This is a genomic window from Burkholderia sp. CpTa8-5 (assembly GCF_017815045.1).
In the GTDB taxonomy this organism is placed as follows: Bacteria; Pseudomonadota; Gammaproteobacteria; order Burkholderiales; family Burkholderiaceae; genus Burkholderia; species Burkholderia sola.
Window position 1 is genome coordinate 61,995 of the sequence record NZ_JAGIQD010000023.1, and the last position, 16,806, is coordinate 78,800.

General features: G+C 67.1%; 18 protein-coding genes. 3 read left to right on the forward strand and 15 right to left on the reverse strand.

All coding sequences use genetic code 11. The features are described 5' to 3' along the window. Positions 1-26: 26 nt before the first annotated feature. From J8I35_RS27110 to J8I35_RS27155, 10 genes are all read right to left on the reverse strand, one after another. Positions 27-803 carry an MBL fold metallo-hydrolase gene (locus tag J8I35_RS27110; RefSeq protein WP_209927817.1) on the reverse strand — a complete coding sequence of 259 codons (777 nt, stop codon included), beginning with the start codon at positions 801-803 and terminating at the stop codon, positions 27-29. A 4-nt stretch (positions 804-807) separates the two neighbouring features. Next, complete coding sequence (gene bamC, locus J8I35_RS27115; protein ID WP_050012983.1) at positions 808-1,953, reverse strand: outer membrane protein assembly factor BamC; 1,146 nt, start codon at positions 1,951-1,953, stop codon at positions 808-810. 111 nt (positions 1,954-2,064) lie between these two features. Next, positions 2,065-2,970, reverse strand: a complete 906-nt coding sequence (gene dapA / locus J8I35_RS27120; RefSeq protein ID WP_050012984.1) for a 4-hydroxy-tetrahydrodipicolinate synthase — start codon at positions 2,968-2,970, stop codon at positions 2,065-2,067. A 46-nt stretch (positions 2,971-3,016) separates the two neighbouring features. Next, positions 3,017-3,619 (reverse strand): class I SAM-dependent methyltransferase, encoded by a 603-nt coding sequence (locus tag J8I35_RS27125; protein WP_209927821.1) that lies wholly within the window; start codon positions 3,617-3,619, stop codon positions 3,017-3,019. Positions 3,620-3,627: 8 nt separating this feature from the next. Then, positions 3,628-4,830, reverse strand: coding sequence for a tryptophan--tRNA ligase (locus J8I35_RS27130; protein ID WP_050012986.1), 1,203 nt, complete (start codon positions 4,828-4,830; stop codon positions 3,628-3,630). 8 nt (positions 4,831-4,838) lie between these two features. Further along, on the reverse strand, positions 4,839-5,501 hold the full coding sequence (locus J8I35_RS27135) for a site-2 protease family protein (RefSeq protein WP_011549479.1): 663 nt from the start codon (positions 5,499-5,501) through the stop codon (positions 4,839-4,841). A gap of 47 nt (positions 5,502-5,548) precedes the next feature. Beyond that, complete coding sequence (locus J8I35_RS27140; RefSeq protein WP_050012987.1) at positions 5,549-6,181, reverse strand: L-threonylcarbamoyladenylate synthase; 633 nt, start codon at positions 6,179-6,181, stop codon at positions 5,549-5,551. Positions 6,182-6,253: 72 nt separating this feature from the next. Further along, a complete protein-coding gene (locus tag J8I35_RS27145) occupies positions 6,254-7,084 on the reverse strand; it encodes a 3',5'-nucleoside bisphosphate phosphatase (RefSeq protein WP_034178618.1) in 831 nt (276 codons plus the stop codon). Positions 7,085-7,166: 82 nt separating this feature from the next. Further along, positions 7,167-8,057, reverse strand: coding sequence for an alpha/beta fold hydrolase (locus J8I35_RS27150; RefSeq protein WP_124680001.1), 891 nt, complete (start codon positions 8,055-8,057; stop codon positions 7,167-7,169). Between the two features lie 175 nt (positions 8,058-8,232). Further along, entirely contained in the window at positions 8,233-9,093 is an 861-nt protein-coding gene (locus J8I35_RS27155; RefSeq protein WP_209927822.1) for a ferritin-like domain-containing protein, read from the reverse strand. Positions 9,094-9,235: 142 nt separating this feature from the next. Here J8I35_RS27155 and J8I35_RS27160 point away from each other — a divergent pair, with 142 nt between their 5' ends. The 3 genes from J8I35_RS27160 to J8I35_RS27170 all read left to right on the forward strand — a co-directional run bounded on the left by J8I35_RS27160 (position 9,236) and on the right by J8I35_RS27170 (position 11,247). After that, positions 9,236-9,760 carry a gamma carbonic anhydrase family protein gene (locus J8I35_RS27160; protein WP_089488588.1) on the forward strand — a complete coding sequence of 175 codons (525 nt, stop codon included), beginning with the start codon at positions 9,236-9,238 and terminating at the stop codon, positions 9,758-9,760. A 25-nt stretch (positions 9,761-9,785) separates the two neighbouring features. Beyond that, positions 9,786-10,736 (forward strand): Hsp33 family molecular chaperone HslO, encoded by a 951-nt coding sequence (gene hslO, locus J8I35_RS27165; RefSeq protein WP_050012991.1) that lies wholly within the window; start codon positions 9,786-9,788, stop codon positions 10,734-10,736. A 148-nt stretch (positions 10,737-10,884) separates the two neighbouring features. After that, on the forward strand, positions 10,885-11,247 hold the full coding sequence (locus J8I35_RS27170) for a hypothetical protein (RefSeq protein ID WP_089488589.1): 363 nt from the start codon (positions 10,885-10,887) through the stop codon (positions 11,245-11,247). Positions 11,248-11,336: 89 nt separating this feature from the next. Here the strand turns inward: J8I35_RS27170 and ftsB are convergent, their stop codons facing one another. From ftsB to J8I35_RS27195, 5 genes are all read right to left on the reverse strand, one after another. After that, complete coding sequence (gene ftsB, locus J8I35_RS27175; RefSeq protein WP_011549473.1) at positions 11,337-11,762, reverse strand: cell division protein FtsB; 426 nt, start codon at positions 11,760-11,762, stop codon at positions 11,337-11,339. A gap of 81 nt (positions 11,763-11,843) precedes the next feature. Further along, the gene (gene eno, locus J8I35_RS27180; protein ID WP_006478406.1) at positions 11,844-13,127 is read right to left on the reverse strand and encodes a phosphopyruvate hydratase; all 1,284 of its coding nucleotides are present in this window, start codon (positions 13,125-13,127) and stop codon (positions 11,844-11,846) included. 106 nt (positions 13,128-13,233) lie between these two features. Then, positions 13,234-14,088 carry a 3-deoxy-8-phosphooctulonate synthase gene (kdsA, locus tag J8I35_RS27185; protein ID WP_050012993.1) on the reverse strand — a complete coding sequence of 285 codons (855 nt, stop codon included), beginning with the start codon at positions 14,086-14,088 and terminating at the stop codon, positions 13,234-13,236. After that, positions 14,085-15,743 carry a CTP synthase gene (locus J8I35_RS27190; protein WP_209927824.1) on the reverse strand — a complete coding sequence of 553 codons (1,659 nt, stop codon included), beginning with the start codon at positions 15,741-15,743 and terminating at the stop codon, positions 14,085-14,087. The genes kdsA and J8I35_RS27190 overlap by 4 nt, the downstream gene beginning before the upstream one ends. 190 nt (positions 15,744-15,933) lie before the next feature. Beyond that, the gene (locus J8I35_RS27195; protein WP_050012995.1) at positions 15,934-16,779 is read right to left on the reverse strand and encodes an alpha/beta hydrolase; all 846 of its coding nucleotides are present in this window, start codon (positions 16,777-16,779) and stop codon (positions 15,934-15,936) included. Positions 16,780-16,806: the final 27 nt, after the last annotated feature.

Below are 16,806 nucleotides of genomic sequence, written 5' to 3' on the forward strand. Positions count from 1 at the left end.
GGGCCGCCGCAGCGGCCCTGCCCCGCTCATCCGAGCATCAGCCAGTCGAAGCCCGCGTCCTGCGAGGCCACGACCACGTCCTCCCCGTCCGTCCCGAGTACGCCGCCAAACGCCTGGCGGGCCAGTTCCGGCAGGTTGTTCTGCTGGCTCAGATGGGCCGCGACCAGATGCTGGAGACGGCTGCGTTCGAGCGACGCGAGGATGTCGGCCGCCGCGTCGTTGCTCAGGTGGCCGTGGTTGCCGCCGATCCGCGCCTTCAGCGACTGCGGATAGCGGCTCGCGGCCAGCATCGCGGTATCGTGGTTGGATTCAAGCACCAGCGCGTCACAGCCGCTCAGGACGGCCGTGATGTGCGGCGTAGCCATCCCGACGTCCGTCAGCACGCCGAGCCGGCGGTTTCCGTCCATGAACACGAACTGGAGCGGTTCCCGCGCATCGTGCGGGACCGTATAGGGCATCACGGCCAGATCGCGTATCGCGGCCGTCTCGTCGCCCCACAACACGTGGAGATCGATATCGGCCTCGTCCGCGCCGACCGCGCGCGCGGTGCCCCAGCTCATGTAGAGCGGCAGCGACGCGCGGCGCGCGAGCGTCAGCGCACTGCCGACGTGGTCGCTGTGTTCGTGGGTAATGAGGATCGCATCGAGATCGGCGATGCAGAGATTCAGTCGGCCGAGCCGGCGCTCGACCTCCTTGGCGGAAAAGCCGCAGTCGAGCAGCACGCGGGTGGTCGTCGTGCCGCTCGAGGCCTCGACGACCAGCGCGTTGCCTTCGCTGCCGCTTCCGAGGCTGGCGAATCGCACGCGCTCAGTTCAGTTGCGCGTGCAGCAGCGAAATGATCCGCTGCGCGTCCGACGAGTTGTCGACTTGGCCGTTCGCGCCGATCACCGCCACCTGCGTGCCGCTGGCGCCTGCCGCGCGCACGTTGATCAGGTATTCCTTGCCGGGCTTGGCTGCCGACGGGCCGCCGTAGAACAGCTTGCCGAACAGGCCGTCACGCTTGAGCTCTTCCATCGAATTCGCATAGCGTACGGTATAGACGCCCTTCTCGCGGTCGCGATTGTCGACCGTGAAGTTGGTCCGGTCGAGCGCCAGGCCCACGCGCAGCCACGCGCGATCGAACGACTCGGCCAGTTGCAGCGTCGCCGCGCCGCCGCTCGTGTCGCTGACCTGCGCCGGCGCCGTCGCCGGGCGCGCATCGGTCAGCAACTGCTTCGCCTGCGCGTCGGTCAGGCCGAACTTCTGCATCAGCTTCGACAGGAACACGGCTTCGAGCACCGGGTTGCGCGGACGCTCCTCCCAGCGCGACGACGTGCCGCCCTGCGGGCCGACCATCATTTCTTCCATCGCGCTATGCGTGATCGAGATGTCGGTGTTGCCGTCCGACGTCCGGTTCACAAGCGTGCGGAAGCGGTCGCGCGTGCCCGACGAGTACGCGAAATCGATGACCCGGCCGATCGTGCGGCGGAACCAGTCGTCCGGAATGTTCGCGCGGTTCTCGGCCCAGTCGGTGGCCATGATGCCCGTCGACGGCGCATCGGTCTTCAGCGAGAAGCCGTTCTCCTGCCAGAACTCCTTCAGGATCGGCCACAGCTGCTCGGGCGTGCGGCCGTCGACGACGAGCCAGCGGCGATCGCCGTCGCGCTCGATGTGCATGCCGAGCGGATCCTGCGCGCTCGGGATGCCGTCGGTCGCGTTGCCCGCTTGCGTCGTGGCCCGCGGCGGCAGCGTGCCGAGTCCTGCGTTGGTCGGTGGCGCGACGAACTGCTGCGTCGTCTGCACCGGCTTCAGGTCGCTCGGCACCGCGAGCGGCGGCGCCGAGCCGGTGTTCTTGTAGTTGACCCGGTCGGGGGCCAGGTAGTCGTTCAGCGTATCGCAGCCAGCGAGCGCGCCCAGCGCCAGCGCCACCACCGACAACTGGATGGCGCGAGAGGAAATGGCGAAACGTTTCATGAAATCCTTCGTCTTGCTAGAACGCTCGTCAGGAGCGGCGCCGGACGGAGCCGGCCGGTGCGGGTTGATCAGGGGTCGAGCCGGCGGCCGCAGGACGCGGCCGCGTCGGCATCAGGCGAGAACGCCGGCCTCGACGAGGGCCGAACGCACGGCATCGTGGCAGCGCTCGTCGAGCGCCGTGAGCGGCAGCCGGATGCCGCCCTGCATCTTGCCCATTGCCTGCAGCGCCCACTTCACCGGGATCGGGTTCGCTTCGATGAACAGATTCTTGTGCAGCGACAGCAGCTTCATGTGCAGTTCGCGCGCCGTTGCGACGTCGCCGGCCAACGCCGCGCGGCACAGCTCGCTCATCGCGCGCGGCGCGACGTTCGCGGTCACCGAGATGTTGCCGTGGCCGCCGAGCAGCATCAGCGCGATCGCGGTCGGATCGTCGCCGCTGTAGATCGCGAAATGCTTCGGCGCGGCCTTGATCAGGTGCGCGGCGCGATCGATGTTGCCGGTCGCTTCCTTCACGCCGATGATGCCCGGCACCTGCGCGAGGCGCAGCGTCGTCTCGTGCGCCATGTCCGCGACCGTGCGGCCCGGCACGTTGTACAGGATCACCGGCAGGTCGACCGCTTCGGCGATCGTCCGGAAGTGGCGGTACATGCCTTCCTGCGTCGGCTTGTTGTAGTACGGCACGACCTGCAGCGTCGCGTCCGCACCGACGGCCTTCGCGTGCTTCGTCAGCTCGATCGCCTCGGCGGTCGAATTGCCGCCGGCGCCCGCGATGATCGGGATGCGTTTCGCCGCATGCTCGACCGCCGTGCGGATCATCAGGATGTGCTCTTCGACGCTGAGCGTTGCCGACTCGCCGCTCGTACCGACGACGACCAGCGCATCGGTGCCTTCCGCGATGTGCCAGTCGACCAGTTTGCGAAACGCCGGCAGATCGAGACTGCCGTCTTCGAGCATCGGGGTGACGATCGCGGGGATGCTGCCGCGGATTTGAATGCCGTCTTGGGTGCCGTTAGCCATGAAACGCGATTGAGTATGTACCGGTAAACATTGAGATTGTAGCGGATTAGCCGGGCAGTTCGTAACGTGGAATTCCCGCCCCCGCCTTCGGGGTCGCGCCCTCGCGCACTGCGCTAAGACGCTGGACGAATGCCTCGCGCGGCGCGGCGATGAAACCGTCCTCGTACGCGACCACCCGCAGGCGGCCGTGCACGGCGTCCAGCAACTCGCCCGGGGCGAGCAGGAACGCGGGGTTGGACGGTTTTCCGACCGTTTCGTTTCCTTGCGCGAAGGTTTCGTAGATCAGCACGCCGCCCGGCGCCACCGCATCGAGCAGATGGGGCCAGAGCGGACGATGCAGGTAGTTCGTGATGATCACGGCCGCGTACTGCTCGCCGGCCGGCAGCGGCCACGGCGCGCCCTCGAGATCGGCCTCTCGGGCATCAACACCGGGAATCGCGCGCAATGCGGCCAGCGCGGCCGGATCGCGATCGAGCGCGACGACCGGATGCCCGCGCGACGCGAACCCGCGCGCATGGCGGCCGCCGCCCGCGGCGACGTCGAGCACCGCGCCGCCGGCCGGCACGAGCCGCGCCCATTGCGCGACCCAGCGCGACGGCTCGGCCTGGCCGACGTGGCCGCCCGCAGCGGCGATGACGGATTCGCTCATGCGCCGGATCAGTTGTACGACAGGCCCATCGCGTCGCGCACGTCGCGCATCGTTTCCGTCGCGTACTTGCGCGCCTTGTCGCAACCGTCCGCGACGATCGCACGCAGCAGCGACGGATCGTCCATGTACTTCTGCGCGCGCTCGAGCATCGGCTGCTGTTCGCGCAGGATGCCTTCGACGACCGGCTGCTTGCAGTCGAGGCAGCCGATACCCGCCGAACGGCAGCCCTTCTGCACCCACTCGTGCGTCGCTTCGTCCGTGTAGACCTGGTGAAGCTGCCACACCGGGCACTTGTCGGGATCGCCCGGATCGGTGCGGCGCACGCGGGCGGGATCGGTCGGCATCGTGCGGACCTTCTTCGTGATCGTGTCGGCGTCTTCACGCAGGCCGATCGTGTTGCCGTACGACTTGGACATCTTCTGCCCGTCGAGGCCCGGCATCCGCGACGCTTCGGTCAGCAGCGCCTGCGGCTCGACCAGGATGATCTTGCGCGCGCCTTCGAGATAGCCGAACAGGCGCTCGCGGTCGCTCATCGACAGGCTTTGCGATTCCTGCAGCATCGCGCGCGCCTGTTCGAGCGCCTCGTCGTCGCCTTCCTGCTGATACGCGTTGCGCAGCTCGTGATAGAGCTTCGCACGCTTGCCGCCGAGCTTCTTCGCGGCGTCGAGCGCCTTCTCCTCGAAACCGGGCTCGCGGCCGTACAGGTAGTTGAAGCGGCGCGCGATCTCGCGCGTCATCTCGACGTGCGGCACCTGGTCCTCGCCGACCGGCACGAGCGAGCCGCGATACAACAGGATGTCGGCCGCCATCAGCACCGGGTAGCCGAGGAAGCCGTAGGTGGACAGATCCTTGTCCTTCAGCTTCTCCATCTGCTCCTTGTAGGTCGGCACGCGTTCGAGCCAGCCGAGCGGCGTGCTCATGCCGAGCAGCAGCGCGAGTTCCGCATGCTCGGGCACCTTGCTCTGGATGAACAGTGTCGCCTGCGCGGGATCGATGCCGGACGCGAGCCAGTCGATCAGCACGTCCCACACGTTCTTCTCGATGACCTCGGGCGTCTCGTAGTGCGTCGTCAGCGCATGCCAGTCGACGACGCAGAAGAAGCACGGGTACTCGGACTGCAGCTTCACCCAGTTTTTCAGCACGCCGTGGTAATGACCGAGGTGCAGCGACCCGGTGGGTCGCATGCCGGAGAAAATACGTTCTGGGAACATGATTGTCGTTAGAAAAGCGAGGCGAAGGGGGACAGGATGGCGCTCAGGACGGCGTAGCCGACATTGACGAGCGGACGCAGCCAGAAATTCGTCAGCACGCCCGTCGTGACGAGCACGAGGACGATGATGAAACCGTACGGCTCGATGCGCGACAGCGCGATCGATTGCCTGGTCGGCAGCAGCGCCGCCAGGATGCGGCCGCCGTCGAGCGGCGGCAGCGGAAACAGGTTCAGCACGCCGAGCACGAGGTTCGCGCTGACGCCGGCGAACGCCATCCGCGTGAAGAACGGCTCGTCGACGCCGACGGCCGGCAGCACGAGCGTCAGCAGGCCCCAGACGAGCGCCTGCACGAAGTTGCAGGCCGGGCCCGCGAGCGCGACCCACAGGCTGCCCCAGCGCGGATTGCGCAGGTTGCCGAACGATACCGGCACCGGCTTCGCATAGCCGAACAGGAACGCGCCGCCGGTCAGGAAGTACATCGCGAGCGGAATGGCAATCGTGCCGAGCGGGTCGATGTGGCGCATCGGATTGAACGACACGCGCCCCATCGCGTACGCGGTGTTGTCGCCGAGCAGGCGTGCAGCGTAGCCATGCGCGGCCTCGTGCAGCGTGATCGCGAAGATCACGGGCAACGCGTAGACGGCGATGGTCTGTATCAGGGAAGCATCCATATCGCGTTATTGTAACAAGCGCACTCGCGCAAAAATGAACGGCGCGCTCATGCGGCCGAGAGGCCGAACGGTTCGAGCGCGCCGCGCCCCGCGCGGATGAGTTCGGGCGCGTCGCCGGTCAGGTCGATCACCGTCGACGGTTCGCGCGGGCACGCGCCGCCGTCGATCACGAGGTCGACCTGTTTCTCGAGGCGCGTGCGGATTTCCTCCGGATCGTTCAGCGGTTCGTCGTCCGGCGGCAGGATCAGCGTCGTGCCGAGCAGCGGCTGGCCGAGCGACTCCAGCAGCGCGAGCGTGATCGCATGATCGGGCACGCGCAGCCCGATCGTCTTGCGCGACGGGTGCGACAGCCGGCGCGGCACTTCCTTCGTCGCCTGCAGGATGAACACGTACGGGCCCGGCGTCACCGACTTGATCTGCCGGTACTGGCGGTTGTCGACCATCGCGAAGTTGGCGAGCTCCGACAGGTCGCGCACGAGCAGCGACAGGTGCTGCTTCTCGTCGAGGCCGCGAATCCGGCGCACGCGCTCGACCGCATCCTTGTCGTCGAGATGGCACGCGAGCGCATAGCTCGAATCGGTCGGCATCGCGATCACGCCGCCCTTGTTGACGATCTCCACCGCCTGCTTGATCAGGCGCGGCTGCGGATTATCCGGATGAATCCTGAAGAACTGGGACATGGGGACACGTAAAGAGGGAGAAGTCGGATGCACGTATCGGCGGCAACGCGGGCGGCCCGAAGCCGCCCGGCGTCAGAGCCAGCGCTCCCAGACCGGTGTCAGGTCGGGCGGCAACGGCGGCAGGCTGCCGAGCTCGATGCGGCCCTCGCCCGGCGCATGGAAATCCGAGCCGCGCGACACTTCGAAGCCGAAGCGGCGTGCAACGTCCGCGTATTCGCGGTACTGGTCGGGCGTGTGGCTGCCCGTGATGACCTCGATCGCGCGGCCGCCGAGATCGATGAACTCGCCGAAGAACGCGTCGAATTCGACCGGCGTATAGCGATAGCGGCCCGGATGCGCGACCACCGCTTCGCCGCCCGCCGCGCGGATCCAGCCGACCGCGTCGGACAGCGACGCCCAGCGATGCGGGACGAAGCCGGGCTTGCCGTCGCCGAGCAGGCGATCGAACACGTCCGACGTCGATTCGGCGTGGCCGTTTTCGACGAGAAAGCGCGCGAAGTGCGTGCGCGAGATCAGGTCCGGGTTCGACACGTATTTCAGCGCGCCTTCGTACGCGCCGGGAATGCCGAGCGTCGCGAGTTGCTCGGCGATCGCCAGCGCGCGCGCCGCGCGGCCGTGGCGCGTGCGGTACAGGCCGTCGACCAGCGCCGGATGGGCGGGATCGATGTGCAGACCGACGATGTGCACGGTGCGCGATGCCCACGTGACCGAAATCTCGACGCCGCTCAGGTAGCGCATGCCGAGCGCTTCCGCCTCGCTGCGCGCCGCCGCCTGGCCGCCGATCTCGTCGTGATCGGTCAGCGCCCACAGGGTCACGCCGCCCGCATGCGCGCGGCGCGCGACGTCGGCAGGCGACAGCAACCCGTCGGAAACATTGGAATGGCAGTGGAGATCGGCGTTCATTATCGGCATCGCAGGTAAGGCCTCATTCTACTGCAACGCCGCAATTGCGCCGCCCGGCCGCCGTGCCGCCCGCGCCACGCGCCTATGCGCAGAACGCCTCGATCAGCGCCGCGATCTGCTCGGGCTGGTCGTGGTGCACCATGTGCCCGGCATCCTCGATGAGCTTCTCGCGCCAGTCCGGGAATGCGTTGAAACGCGCCTTGAATTCGGGCAGCGGGATGTCGCCGGCGATGTAAGCGAGCGTCGGCGAATTGACGGCCTCGACGTGCAGCACCTTCGCGCGCACCTGTTTCCAGGTCGCCATCACTTCGTCGAGCCGGTACAGCAGCGGGCCGGGCATCTTGTGCGCCGCGTCGGCCAGCAGGTGGTAGAGGCCGTCGTCGCCGCGTTTCGACCAGTGCGCGGCGAGAAACGCGGCGCGGCGCGGGTCGAGCCGCGGATTGGTCTTGATCAGGCGCGCCGCCACGTCGTCGAGGGATGCGTACGGCCGCAGCGCGGGCGGCTGGCGCAACTCGTCGAGCCAGCCGCGCAGCCGGCGCGGCGCCTGTTCGGCGCGGGCCGGCGCGAGCCCGAACCCTTCGAGATCGACCACCCGCCGCACGCGCTCCGGCCGCGCGCCGGCATACAGGCACACGACGTTCGCGCCCATGCTGTGTCCGACCAGATTCACCTCGCCGGTCGGCGCATAGCGGTCGACGAGCGCATCGAGATCAGCCAGGTATTCGTGGAACCAATAGTGGCCGCCGCCCTGCCGCGCGACCGGCCAGTCGGACAGCCCGAAGCCGCGCGCATCGGGCGCGATCACCTGCCAGTCGCCCGCGAGCGCATCGACGACGAACTGGAACGACGCCGCGACGTCCATCCAGCCGTGCAGCATGAACAGCGTCGGCGCATCGGGCCGGCCCCAGCGTCGCACATGCAGCTGGACGCCGCGCACCGTGACGAAATCGGAAACAGAACTCGAGGCAGTCATTGCAGCCGCTCAAAAAAAGAATGGTCGTTCGATTATAGCGGCGCCCCGGCTCCGGCGGCCCGCGATCGAGGTACCGCTCTAGCGGCGAGGTCGTTCCGGCGCCGGCCGGCAGATGGCATCGATCCGGTGCGCGAGCCGGCCGGCGGCCGTCCGGACGCGGCCGAACGCGATCCGGCTAATGCGCGGGGCGTCCGTCCGCCGCGTCCTGCGCGGCCAGTTCGTCGAGTTCGGCCTGGTCGAAGCCGGCATCGCGCCGCGCATCGAAATTGAACGGGCCGCGCAGTCGCGGTGCGTGGTACTGCTCGGCGAGCTGCCGATAGGTCGGCACCGGATCGCGCCCGGCCGCGTCGCACAGATGACGGAACCAGCGGTTGCCGATCGCGACATGGCCGATTTCGTCGCGCAGGATCACGTCGAGGATCGCGGCCGACGCATCGTCGCCCGCCTGCACGAGCCGCGCGCGGATCGGCGGCGACGCGTCGAGCCCGCGGGCCTCGAGCGTCCGCGGCACGAGCGCCATGCGCGCGAGCACGTCGTCCCGGGTCCGCTCGCACATCTCCCACAGCCCGTTGTGCGCGGGAAAGTCGCCGTACGCATGCCCGAATCCGTCGGCGAGCCGGTCGGACAGCAGCGTGAAGTGATAGGCCTCCTCGGCCGCGACCTTCAGCCAGTCCGCGTAGAACGCGTCCGGCAGGCCCGCGAAGCGCCAGACCGCGTCAAGCGCCAGGTTGATCGCATTGAATTCGATATGGGCAAGCGCGTGCAACAGCACGGCACGCCCTTCCGGCGACCGCATGCTGCGCCGCTGCAGTTCGCGCGGCTCGACGAGCGGCGGCCGTGCCGGGCGCCCGGGCAGACCGGCCGGTTCGCGCAGTTCAAGCGCCGGCGCGATCGCGGCCTGCCCGGCCCGCAGCGCATCGTGCAGCACGCGCACCTGCGCGGCCTTGGCCGCCGGCTCGGCAATACGCAGCGCGTCGAGCGCCACGCTGCGCATACAGGCGGGCGCCGGGCCGAAAGAAGAAGACACGATGCTCATAAACGGGGACACCTTGCGTACGCATGCGGGAGCACAGGCACGCGACGGTTTACAATATGCGTTTGTTCCGCGGCGCCACGCGCCGGGCAAACCGGACGCGCCATTCTACCGGCGCCCATCATCGAAGAGACAAGGAGACCCCGTGACGATCTACAAGCTGGGCGATACGGCCCCGACGATCCACGAAAGCGTATTCGTCGCCGATACGGCAGCCATCATCGGCAAGGTCGTGCTCGAGGAAAACGCGAGCGTGTGGTTCGGCGCGACGATTCGCGGCGACAACGAGACGATTACGGTCGGCGCCGGCAGCAACGTCCAGGAAGGCGCGGTCCTGCATACCGACCCGGGCTTTCCGCTGACGATCGCCGACAACGTGACGATCGGGCACCAGGCGATGCTGCACGGCTGCACGATCGGCGAGGGTTCGCTGATCGGAATTCAGGCGGTGGTCTTGAATGGAGCGATCATCGGCCGCAACTGTCTGGTCGGTGCCGGCGCGGTCGTGACGGAAGGCAAGACGTTCCCGGACAACTCGCTGATTCTCGGCGCACCGGCGAAAGTCGTGCGCGAGCTGTCGGCCGAAGACGTCGCGCGGCTGCGCGCGAACGCGAAGACGTATGTCGAGCGACGCGCGCATTTCAAGGAGCAACTCGTGCGGATCGGGTGATCCGCACGGATTTCAAGGAAGAAGAGTGAGCGACCAGTTACAGAAATTCATGTTCAATGCGGCGCCCGTGCGCGGCGAGATCGTTTCGCTGCGCAACACGTGGCAGGAAGTACTCGCCCGCCGCGACTACCCCGCCCCCGTGCGCACGGTGCTCGGCGAGATGATGGCCGCGTGCGCGCTGCTGTCCGCGAACCTGAAATTTCACGGCACCCTGATCATGCAGATCTTCGGCGACGGGCCGGTCCAGATGCTGGTCGTCCAGTGCGGGTCCGACCTGTCGATGCGGGCCACCGCGAAGTTCGCCGGCGACGCCGCGCAGACGATCGGCGACGACACGCGCTTCGCGTCGCTCGTCAACGCGAGCGGCCACGGCCGCTGCGTGATCACGCTCGACCCGGCCGACAAGCTGCCGGGCCAGCAGCCGTACCAGGGCATCGTGCCGCTGAACGGCGTCGACGGCCCGCTCGAATCGGTGTCGCAGGTGCTCGAGCACTACATGCATCATTCGGAGCAGCTCGACACCCGGTTGTGGCTCGCGGCCGATCGCGACCGCGCGGTCGGGATGCTGCTGCAGAAGCTGCCGGGCGACGGCGGCATCGTGCCGCGCAACGCCGAAACCGATATCGACACGTGGGAGCGCGTGTGCACGCTCGGCGCCACGCTGTCCGCGAAGGAGCTGCTCGAGGTCGAACCGGAAGTGGTGTTCCGCCGGCTGTTCTGGCAGGAAAACGTGCAGCACTTCGAACCGGCCGGCACGCGCTTCCAGTGTTCGTGCTCGCGCGAGAAGGTCGGTGCGATGCTGCGCATGCTCGGTCGTGAGGAAGTCGACAGCGTGATCGTCGAGCGTGGCCATGTCGAGATCCACTGCGAGTTCTGCAACCAGCGCTACGAATTCGATCCGGTCGACGTCGCGCAACTGTTCGCGGCGCCCGGTGTCGAAACCGGCATCGCACCCGCGACCGACCAGCGTCACTGAGTCGCGCGTGAGCCGCATGCCCGTGCCCACCAGCGGCACGGCGCGGGCGCATAATGACGCACGAGCGCCGCACGCGCGGTTCGAGCGCCGGAGGCACGGCCTTCGGCGCCAGCCGCTTTCCACGGTCGGCGCGCCGCAGGAGAAACACATGAATCGCCGCCCCTTTTGCACCGTCCGCACCGTCGTCCTGACGAGTATGGCCGCCGGCACGCTCGCGCTTGCCGGCTGCGCGATGCCGCCGCCGACTGCCACGATCCTGAGCCGCCTGCCGGAACCGGGTGCGTCAGGCGGCCAGCCGCCCGTGCTGTCGAGCGCCGAACGCAAGCGCTACGACGAGATCGACCGGCAGGTGTTGCGCGAGCAGAACAGCGCGATGGCGGCCGAAGCGGCCGCGCGCGCGTGGGCCTATTACTCGCCGCCGCCGGTGACGGTCTACGGCGGCTACTACGGCGGATGGGGCAATCGCTGGGGCACGGGCGTCGGTTACGGCTACCCCGGCTGGTGGTGGTGAACGGGCGTCGCCCGATCGATTGACAACCGGCAGGAAATAAAAAAGCGCGGCATTTCCCGCGCTTTTTCAATGGATTCGACGTACCGCGCTCAGTGATGCGCCGGCTTGCCCTTGTCGCCGCCGTGATGCCGCGACGGCTTCGCGATCGACTGCGGATTCGGCACGACCCGCACCGGCGCCGCGGACACGGCGCCGCGCGTCGACGTATTCGACGGCGTGGTGTTCACCGGTCCTGCAGGTGCATTCGGCGACACGAACTGCACGAATACTTCGCCATCCTTCACCATGCCCATCTCGTAGCGCGCACGCTCCTCGATCGCCGCGGTGCCGCTCTGCAGATCCTGCACTTCGCCGGCGGTGCGCTCGTTGCGCAGCTTCTCGTCCGCGTTCTTCTGCAGTTGGTCGTCGAGTTGCTGACGCAATTCGTGCACCCGCAGCCAGCCGCCGTGTCCCCACCATAGGGGGTACTGAATGAGCGCCAGCAAGGCAATCAGGACGACAGTGACAAGCCGCATGTAAGAGACGCAGATATAAGAAGCGCCGCTCCGCGCACAGGCACAGAGCGGCGTCGAGATGACGAACCCGATAGTAGCGCGTTAGCGCAGGTTATAGAAAGCCGATTTGCCCGGGTAGCTCGCGATGTCGCCGAGATCTTCCTCGATACGCAGCAGCTGGTTGTACTTCGAGATGCGATCGCTGCGCGACAGCGAACCCGTCTTGATCTGACCGGCGTTCAGGCCGACCGCGATGTCCGCGATCGTCGAATCTTCCGTTTCGCCCGAGCGGTGCGAGATCACGGCCGTGTAACCCGCGCGCTTCGCCATTTCGATCGCCGCGAACGTTTCGGTCAGCGTACCAATCTGGTTGATCTTGATGAGGATCGAGTTCGCGATGCCCTTCTCGATGCCTTCCTTCAGGATGCGCGTGTTCGTGACGAACAGGTCGTCGCCGACCAGTTGCACCTTCTTGCCGAGGCGATCGGTCAGCAGCTTCCAGCCGTCCCAGTCGCTTTCGTGCATGCCGTCCTCGATCGACACGATCGGGAACTTGTCGGCGAGCGTCGCGAGGTAGTCGGTGAATTCGGCCGACGACAGTTGCAGGCCTTCGCCCGCGAGCTGGTACTTGCCGTCGTGGTAGAACTCGGATGCCGCGCAGTCGAGCGCGAGCAGCACGTCTTCGCCCGCACGGTAGCCGGCCTTCTCGATCGCCTGCAGGATCGTCGACAGGCACTCGTCGTTGCTGCCGAAGTTCGGTGCGAAGCCGCCTTCGTCGCCGACCGCCGTGCTCATGCCGCGGTCGCTCAGGATTTTCTTCAGCGCGTGGAACACTTCCGCGCCGCAACGCAGCGCTTCACGGAACGTCGGCTGGCTGACCGGGACGATCATGAATTCCTGGATGTCCAGGCTGTTGTTCGCGTGCGCGCCGCCGTTGACGATGTTCATCATCGGCACCGGCAGTTGCATCGCACCCGAGCCGCCGAAATAGCGGTACAGCGGCAGGCCGGCCTCTTCGGCGGCCGCCTTCGCGACGGCCATCGACACGGCCAGCATCGCGTTCGCGCCGAGGCGCGACTTGTTGTCGGTGCCGTCCAGCTCGAGCAGCGTCTTGTCGAGGAACGCCTGTTCCGACGCGTCGAGGCCCATGATGGCTTCGGAGATTTCGGTGTTGATGTGCTCGACCGCCTTCAGCACGCCCTTGCCGTTGTAGCGGCCGGCTTCGCCGTCGCGCAGTTCGATCGCTTCACGCGAGCCGGTGGACGCGCCCGACGGCACCGCCGCGCGGCCCATCGTGCCCGATTCGAGCAGCACGTCGCATTCGACGGTGGGGTTGCCGCGCGAATCCAGAATCTCGCGGCCGATGATATCTACGATTGCACTCATGGGTTTCCTCTGAGAATGACGATGGATTCTTCAAACTGCAACGGCGTGCGCGCCGGAACCGCTTTCGCTACAGACGCGCGAAGCCGTCGCAAGGTTCATTCGATCTTTAATTGAAATCGTTTTCCAGGAACGGATTGCGCTTCACCGCCTGGTCGAGCGTGACGAGGGTCTCCAGCAACGCGCCCATGCGGTTCAGCGGCACCGCGTTCGGGCCGTCCGACTTCGCCTCGGCCGGATTCGGATGCGTTTCCATGAAGAGGCCCGCGACGCCCGTCGCGACCGCCGCACGGGCGAGCACCGGCACGAATTCGCGCTGGCCGCCCGAGCTCGTGCCCTGCCCGCCCGGCAACTGCACCGAGTGGGTCGCATCGAACACGACCGGCGCGTTCGTCTCGCGCATGATCGCGAGCGAACGCATGTCCGACACGAGATTGTTGTAGCCGAACGAGACGCCGCGCTCGCACGCCATGAAGCGGTCTTCCGACAGACCGGCTTCACGCGCCGCGTCGCGCGCCTTGTCGATCACGTTCGTCATGTCGTGCGGCGCGAGGAACTGGCCCTTCTTGATGTTGACGGGCTTGCCCGAGCGCGCGCACGCATGGATGAAATCGGTCTGACGGCACAGGAACGCCGGCGTCTGCAGCACGTCGACGACCGACGCGACCTGCTCGATCTCGTCGATCGAATGCACGTCGGTCAGCACCGGCAGGCCGAGCTGACGCTTCACCTCGCCGAGGATCCGCAGGCCCTCGTCCATTCCGAGGCCGCGAAACGACTTGCCCGAACTGCGGTTCGCCTTGTCGTAGGACGACTTGTAGATGAACGGGACGTTCAGCTTCTCGCAGATCTCCTTCAGGCGACCGGCCGTGTCGATCGTCATTTGCTCCGATTCGACGACGCAGGTACCCGCGATCAGGAAGAAAGGCTGGTCGAGACCGACCTCGAAATCGCACAGCTTCATGCTTGCACTCCGCGCGCTTGCTTGTTGGCGAGCGCGGCTTCGACGAACGACTTGAACAGCGGATGACCGTCACGCGGCGTGGACGTGAATTCCGGGTGGAACTGGACGCCGACGAACCACGGGTGCATCGAACGCGGCAGTTCCATCATTTCCGGCAGATCCTCGCTCGGGGTACGGGCGCTGATGATAAGGCCGCCGGCTTCGAGCTGGGGCACGAAGCGGTTATTGACTTCATAACGGTGGCGATGGCGCTCGTTCACGTCCTTGCCGTAGATTTCTTCCGCCATCGTGCCCGGCTTGATCGGGCAGCGCTGCGAACCCAGGCGCATCGTGCCGCCGAGGTCGGATTCCTCGGTGCGCGTCTCGACCTTGCCTTCGCGGTCGTACCATTCGGTGATCAGCGCGACCACGCGCTCCGGCGTGTCCGGATCGAATTCCGTGCTGTTCGCCTGCTTCAGGCCGACGACGTCGCGCGCGAATTCGATCACCGCGAGCTGCATGCCGAGGCAGATGCCGAGATACGGCACCTTCGACTCGCGCGCGTAGCGAACCGCGGCGATCTTGCCTTCCGTGCCGCGACGGCCGAAACCGCCCGGCACCAGCACGGCGTCGAGATGCTTCAGGCTGTCGACGCCATTCGTCTCGAGCTCTTCCGAGTCGATGTACTCGATGTTGACCTTGGTCGACGTATGGATCGACGCATGACGCAGCGCCTCGATCAGCGACTTGTACGACTCGGTCAGGTCGACGTACTTGCCGACCATGCCGATCGTCACTTCGTGCTGCGGGTTCTCGAGCTTCTCGACGAGCGCCGACCACATGCTCAGGTCGGCATCCTTCGGCGACAGCTTCAGCTCTTCGCAGATGATCCGGTCGAGGCCCTGGTCGTGCAGCATCTGCGGAATCTTGTAGATGCTATCGGCGTCCCACACCGAGATCACCGCGTCTTCCGGCACGTTCGAGAACATCGAGATCTTCTTCGATTCGTCGTCGGGAATGCGGCGATCCGCGCGGCACAGCAGCACGTGCGGCAGGATGCCGATCTCGCGCAGCTTCTGCACGCTGTGCTGGGTCGGCTTCGTCTTCAGCTCGCCGGCGGTCGCGACGTACGGTACGAGCGTCAGGTGCACGAAGCACGCGCTGTTGCGACCGAGGCGCAGGCTCATCTGGCGTGCGGCCTCGAGGAACGGCAGCGACTCGATGTCGCCGACCGTGCCGCCGATCTCGACGATCGCGACGTCCGGCTCGCCGCAGGTGGCCGATGCCGCCCCGCGCTCGATGAACGCCTGGATTTCGTTCGTGATGTGCGGAATGACCTGCACGGTCTTGCCGAGATAGTCGCCGCGGCGTTCCTTGCGGATCACCGATTCGTAGATCTGGCCGGTCGTGAAGTTGTTGGCCTTGCGCATCTTCGTGCTGATGAAGCGCTCATAGTGGCCGAGGTCGAGGTCGGTCTCCGCTCCGTCTTCCGTCACGAACACTTCGCCGTGCTGAAACGGGCTCATCGTGCCGGGGTCGACGTTGATGTAGGGATCGAGTTTGAGGAGGGTGACTTTCAGACCGCGCGATTCGAGGATCGCGGCGAGAGAGGCGGCGGCAATACCCTTGCCGAGGGAAGAAACTACGCCGCCGGTGACGAAAACATATTTGGTCATCGCTGGATGCTCGCGGGAAAAACGGATTATACCGTAAAGCCCGCCCTTCTCTCAGCAATTGGCGTGATGATCGCGCCCTTTCGTGCCGGCCCGCGCGGACCCGCGCCGATCGCGCGCGCCGGCGCGAACCGGCCGGCCGGTCGGCGCGCCGCGCATGCGCCGGCGGGCATTCCGGCCGCCCGGCGAAACGTCAGGCACGCTTCGCGAGCGGCGCGCCGGCCTGCGAAACGCCGCCCTCCTCCGTCTTCAGCGAATTCAGCATCCGCTGCAATGCGCGAGCAGTCTCGATCGGCCGTTCCATCGGGAACAGGTGGCTCCCCTCGAGCCATTCGATGCGCCCGCGCGTCGCGCGGCGCGTCGCATCGAGCCCGACCTGCCGCACCTCGCGCGAGCGCGTGCCGGCGAGGAAGCCGAGCGGCACCGGCGCGCCGTGCGCGAGCCGCGGGCCGAGCGTGTGCGGCAGCGTCCGGTAGATCAGGTATTCGACCTGCCGGTCGAACGCCAGCGCGCGCTCGCCGTCGGCGCCGGCCTGCGGGATGCCGTGGTCGATATAGTCGGCGAGCATCCGCTCGTCCCAGCGCGCGAACGCGGGCTTCTCGCGGAAGTGCCGCCACACTTCGTCGCGGCTCATCCAGCGCGTGCGCCGGTTGCGCGTCGCCGCGGCCGGCGACAGCCGCTCGTCGAGCCCCGCCCACTGGCTCGCGCGCAGCGCGCCGGCGCGCCAGCCCGCGATGATCGGAGAATCGATCATCACGACGCCGCGCACCCACTGCGGCTTCTTCAACGCGGCCATCAGCGACAGGTAGCCGCCGAGCGAATGGCCGACGAGCCAGACCGGGCGCTCGTAGCGGCTGCCGATATCGTCGAGCAGTTGTTCGACGAGATGCGGCCAGTCGCGCGTCACCGGGTAGCGGCGATCGTGGCCGATCCGTTCGATGTAGCGCAGCTCGTAGTCGTCGGCCAGTTCGGCGAAGATCGTCCGGTACGTCGACGCCGGAAAGCCATTCGCATGCGAGAAGTGGAGGATGTCCTTCAAACGACGATGTCTCCTTTGTCGACGAGA

Excerpts from the sequence above, each read along its gene's own strand:
- ftsB (WP_011549473.1), bottom strand. The coding sequence starts at position 11,762 with ATGCGGCTTGTCACTGTCGTCCTGATTGCCTTGCTGGCGCTCATTCAG.
- dapA (WP_050012984.1), bottom strand. The coding sequence starts at position 2,970 with ATGGCTAACGGCACCCAAGACGGCATTCAAATCCGCGGCAGCATCCCC.
- bamC (WP_050012983.1), bottom strand. The coding sequence starts at position 1,953 with ATGAAACGTTTCGCCATTTCCTCTCGCGCCATCCAGTTGTCGGTGGTG.
- J8I35_RS27125 (WP_209927821.1), bottom strand. The coding sequence starts at position 3,619 with ATGAGCGAATCCGTCATCGCCGCTGCGGGCGGCCACGTCGGCCAGGCC.
- eno (WP_006478406.1), bottom strand. The coding sequence starts at position 13,127 with ATGAGTGCAATCGTAGATATCATCGGCCGCGAGATTCTGGATTCGCGC.
- J8I35_RS27190 (WP_209927824.1), bottom strand. The coding sequence starts at position 15,743 with ATGACCAAATATGTTTTCGTCACCGGCGGCGTAGTTTCTTCCCTCGGC.
- J8I35_RS27145 (WP_034178618.1), bottom strand. The coding sequence starts at position 7,084 with ATGAACGCCGATCTCCACTGCCATTCCAATGTTTCCGACGGGTTGCTG.
- J8I35_RS27170 (WP_089488589.1), top strand. The coding sequence starts at position 10,885 with ATGAATCGCCGCCCCTTTTGCACCGTCCGCACCGTCGTCCTGACGAGT.
- J8I35_RS27155 (WP_209927822.1), bottom strand. The coding sequence starts at position 9,093 with ATGAGCATCGTGTCTTCTTCTTTCGGCCCGGCGCCCGCCTGTATGCGC.
- J8I35_RS27135 (WP_011549479.1), bottom strand. The coding sequence starts at position 5,501 with ATGGATGCTTCCCTGATACAGACCATCGCCGTCTACGCGTTGCCCGTG.
- J8I35_RS27140 (WP_050012987.1), bottom strand. The coding sequence starts at position 6,181 with ATGTCCCAGTTCTTCAGGATTCATCCGGATAATCCGCAGCCGCGCCTG.
- J8I35_RS27130 (WP_050012986.1), bottom strand. The coding sequence starts at position 4,830 with ATGTTCCCAGAACGTATTTTCTCCGGCATGCGACCCACCGGGTCGCTG.
- J8I35_RS27150 (WP_124680001.1), bottom strand. The coding sequence starts at position 8,057 with ATGACTGCCTCGAGTTCTGTTTCCGATTTCGTCACGGTGCGCGGCGTC.
- kdsA (WP_050012993.1), bottom strand. The coding sequence starts at position 14,088 with ATGAAGCTGTGCGATTTCGAGGTCGGTCTCGACCAGCCTTTCTTCCTG.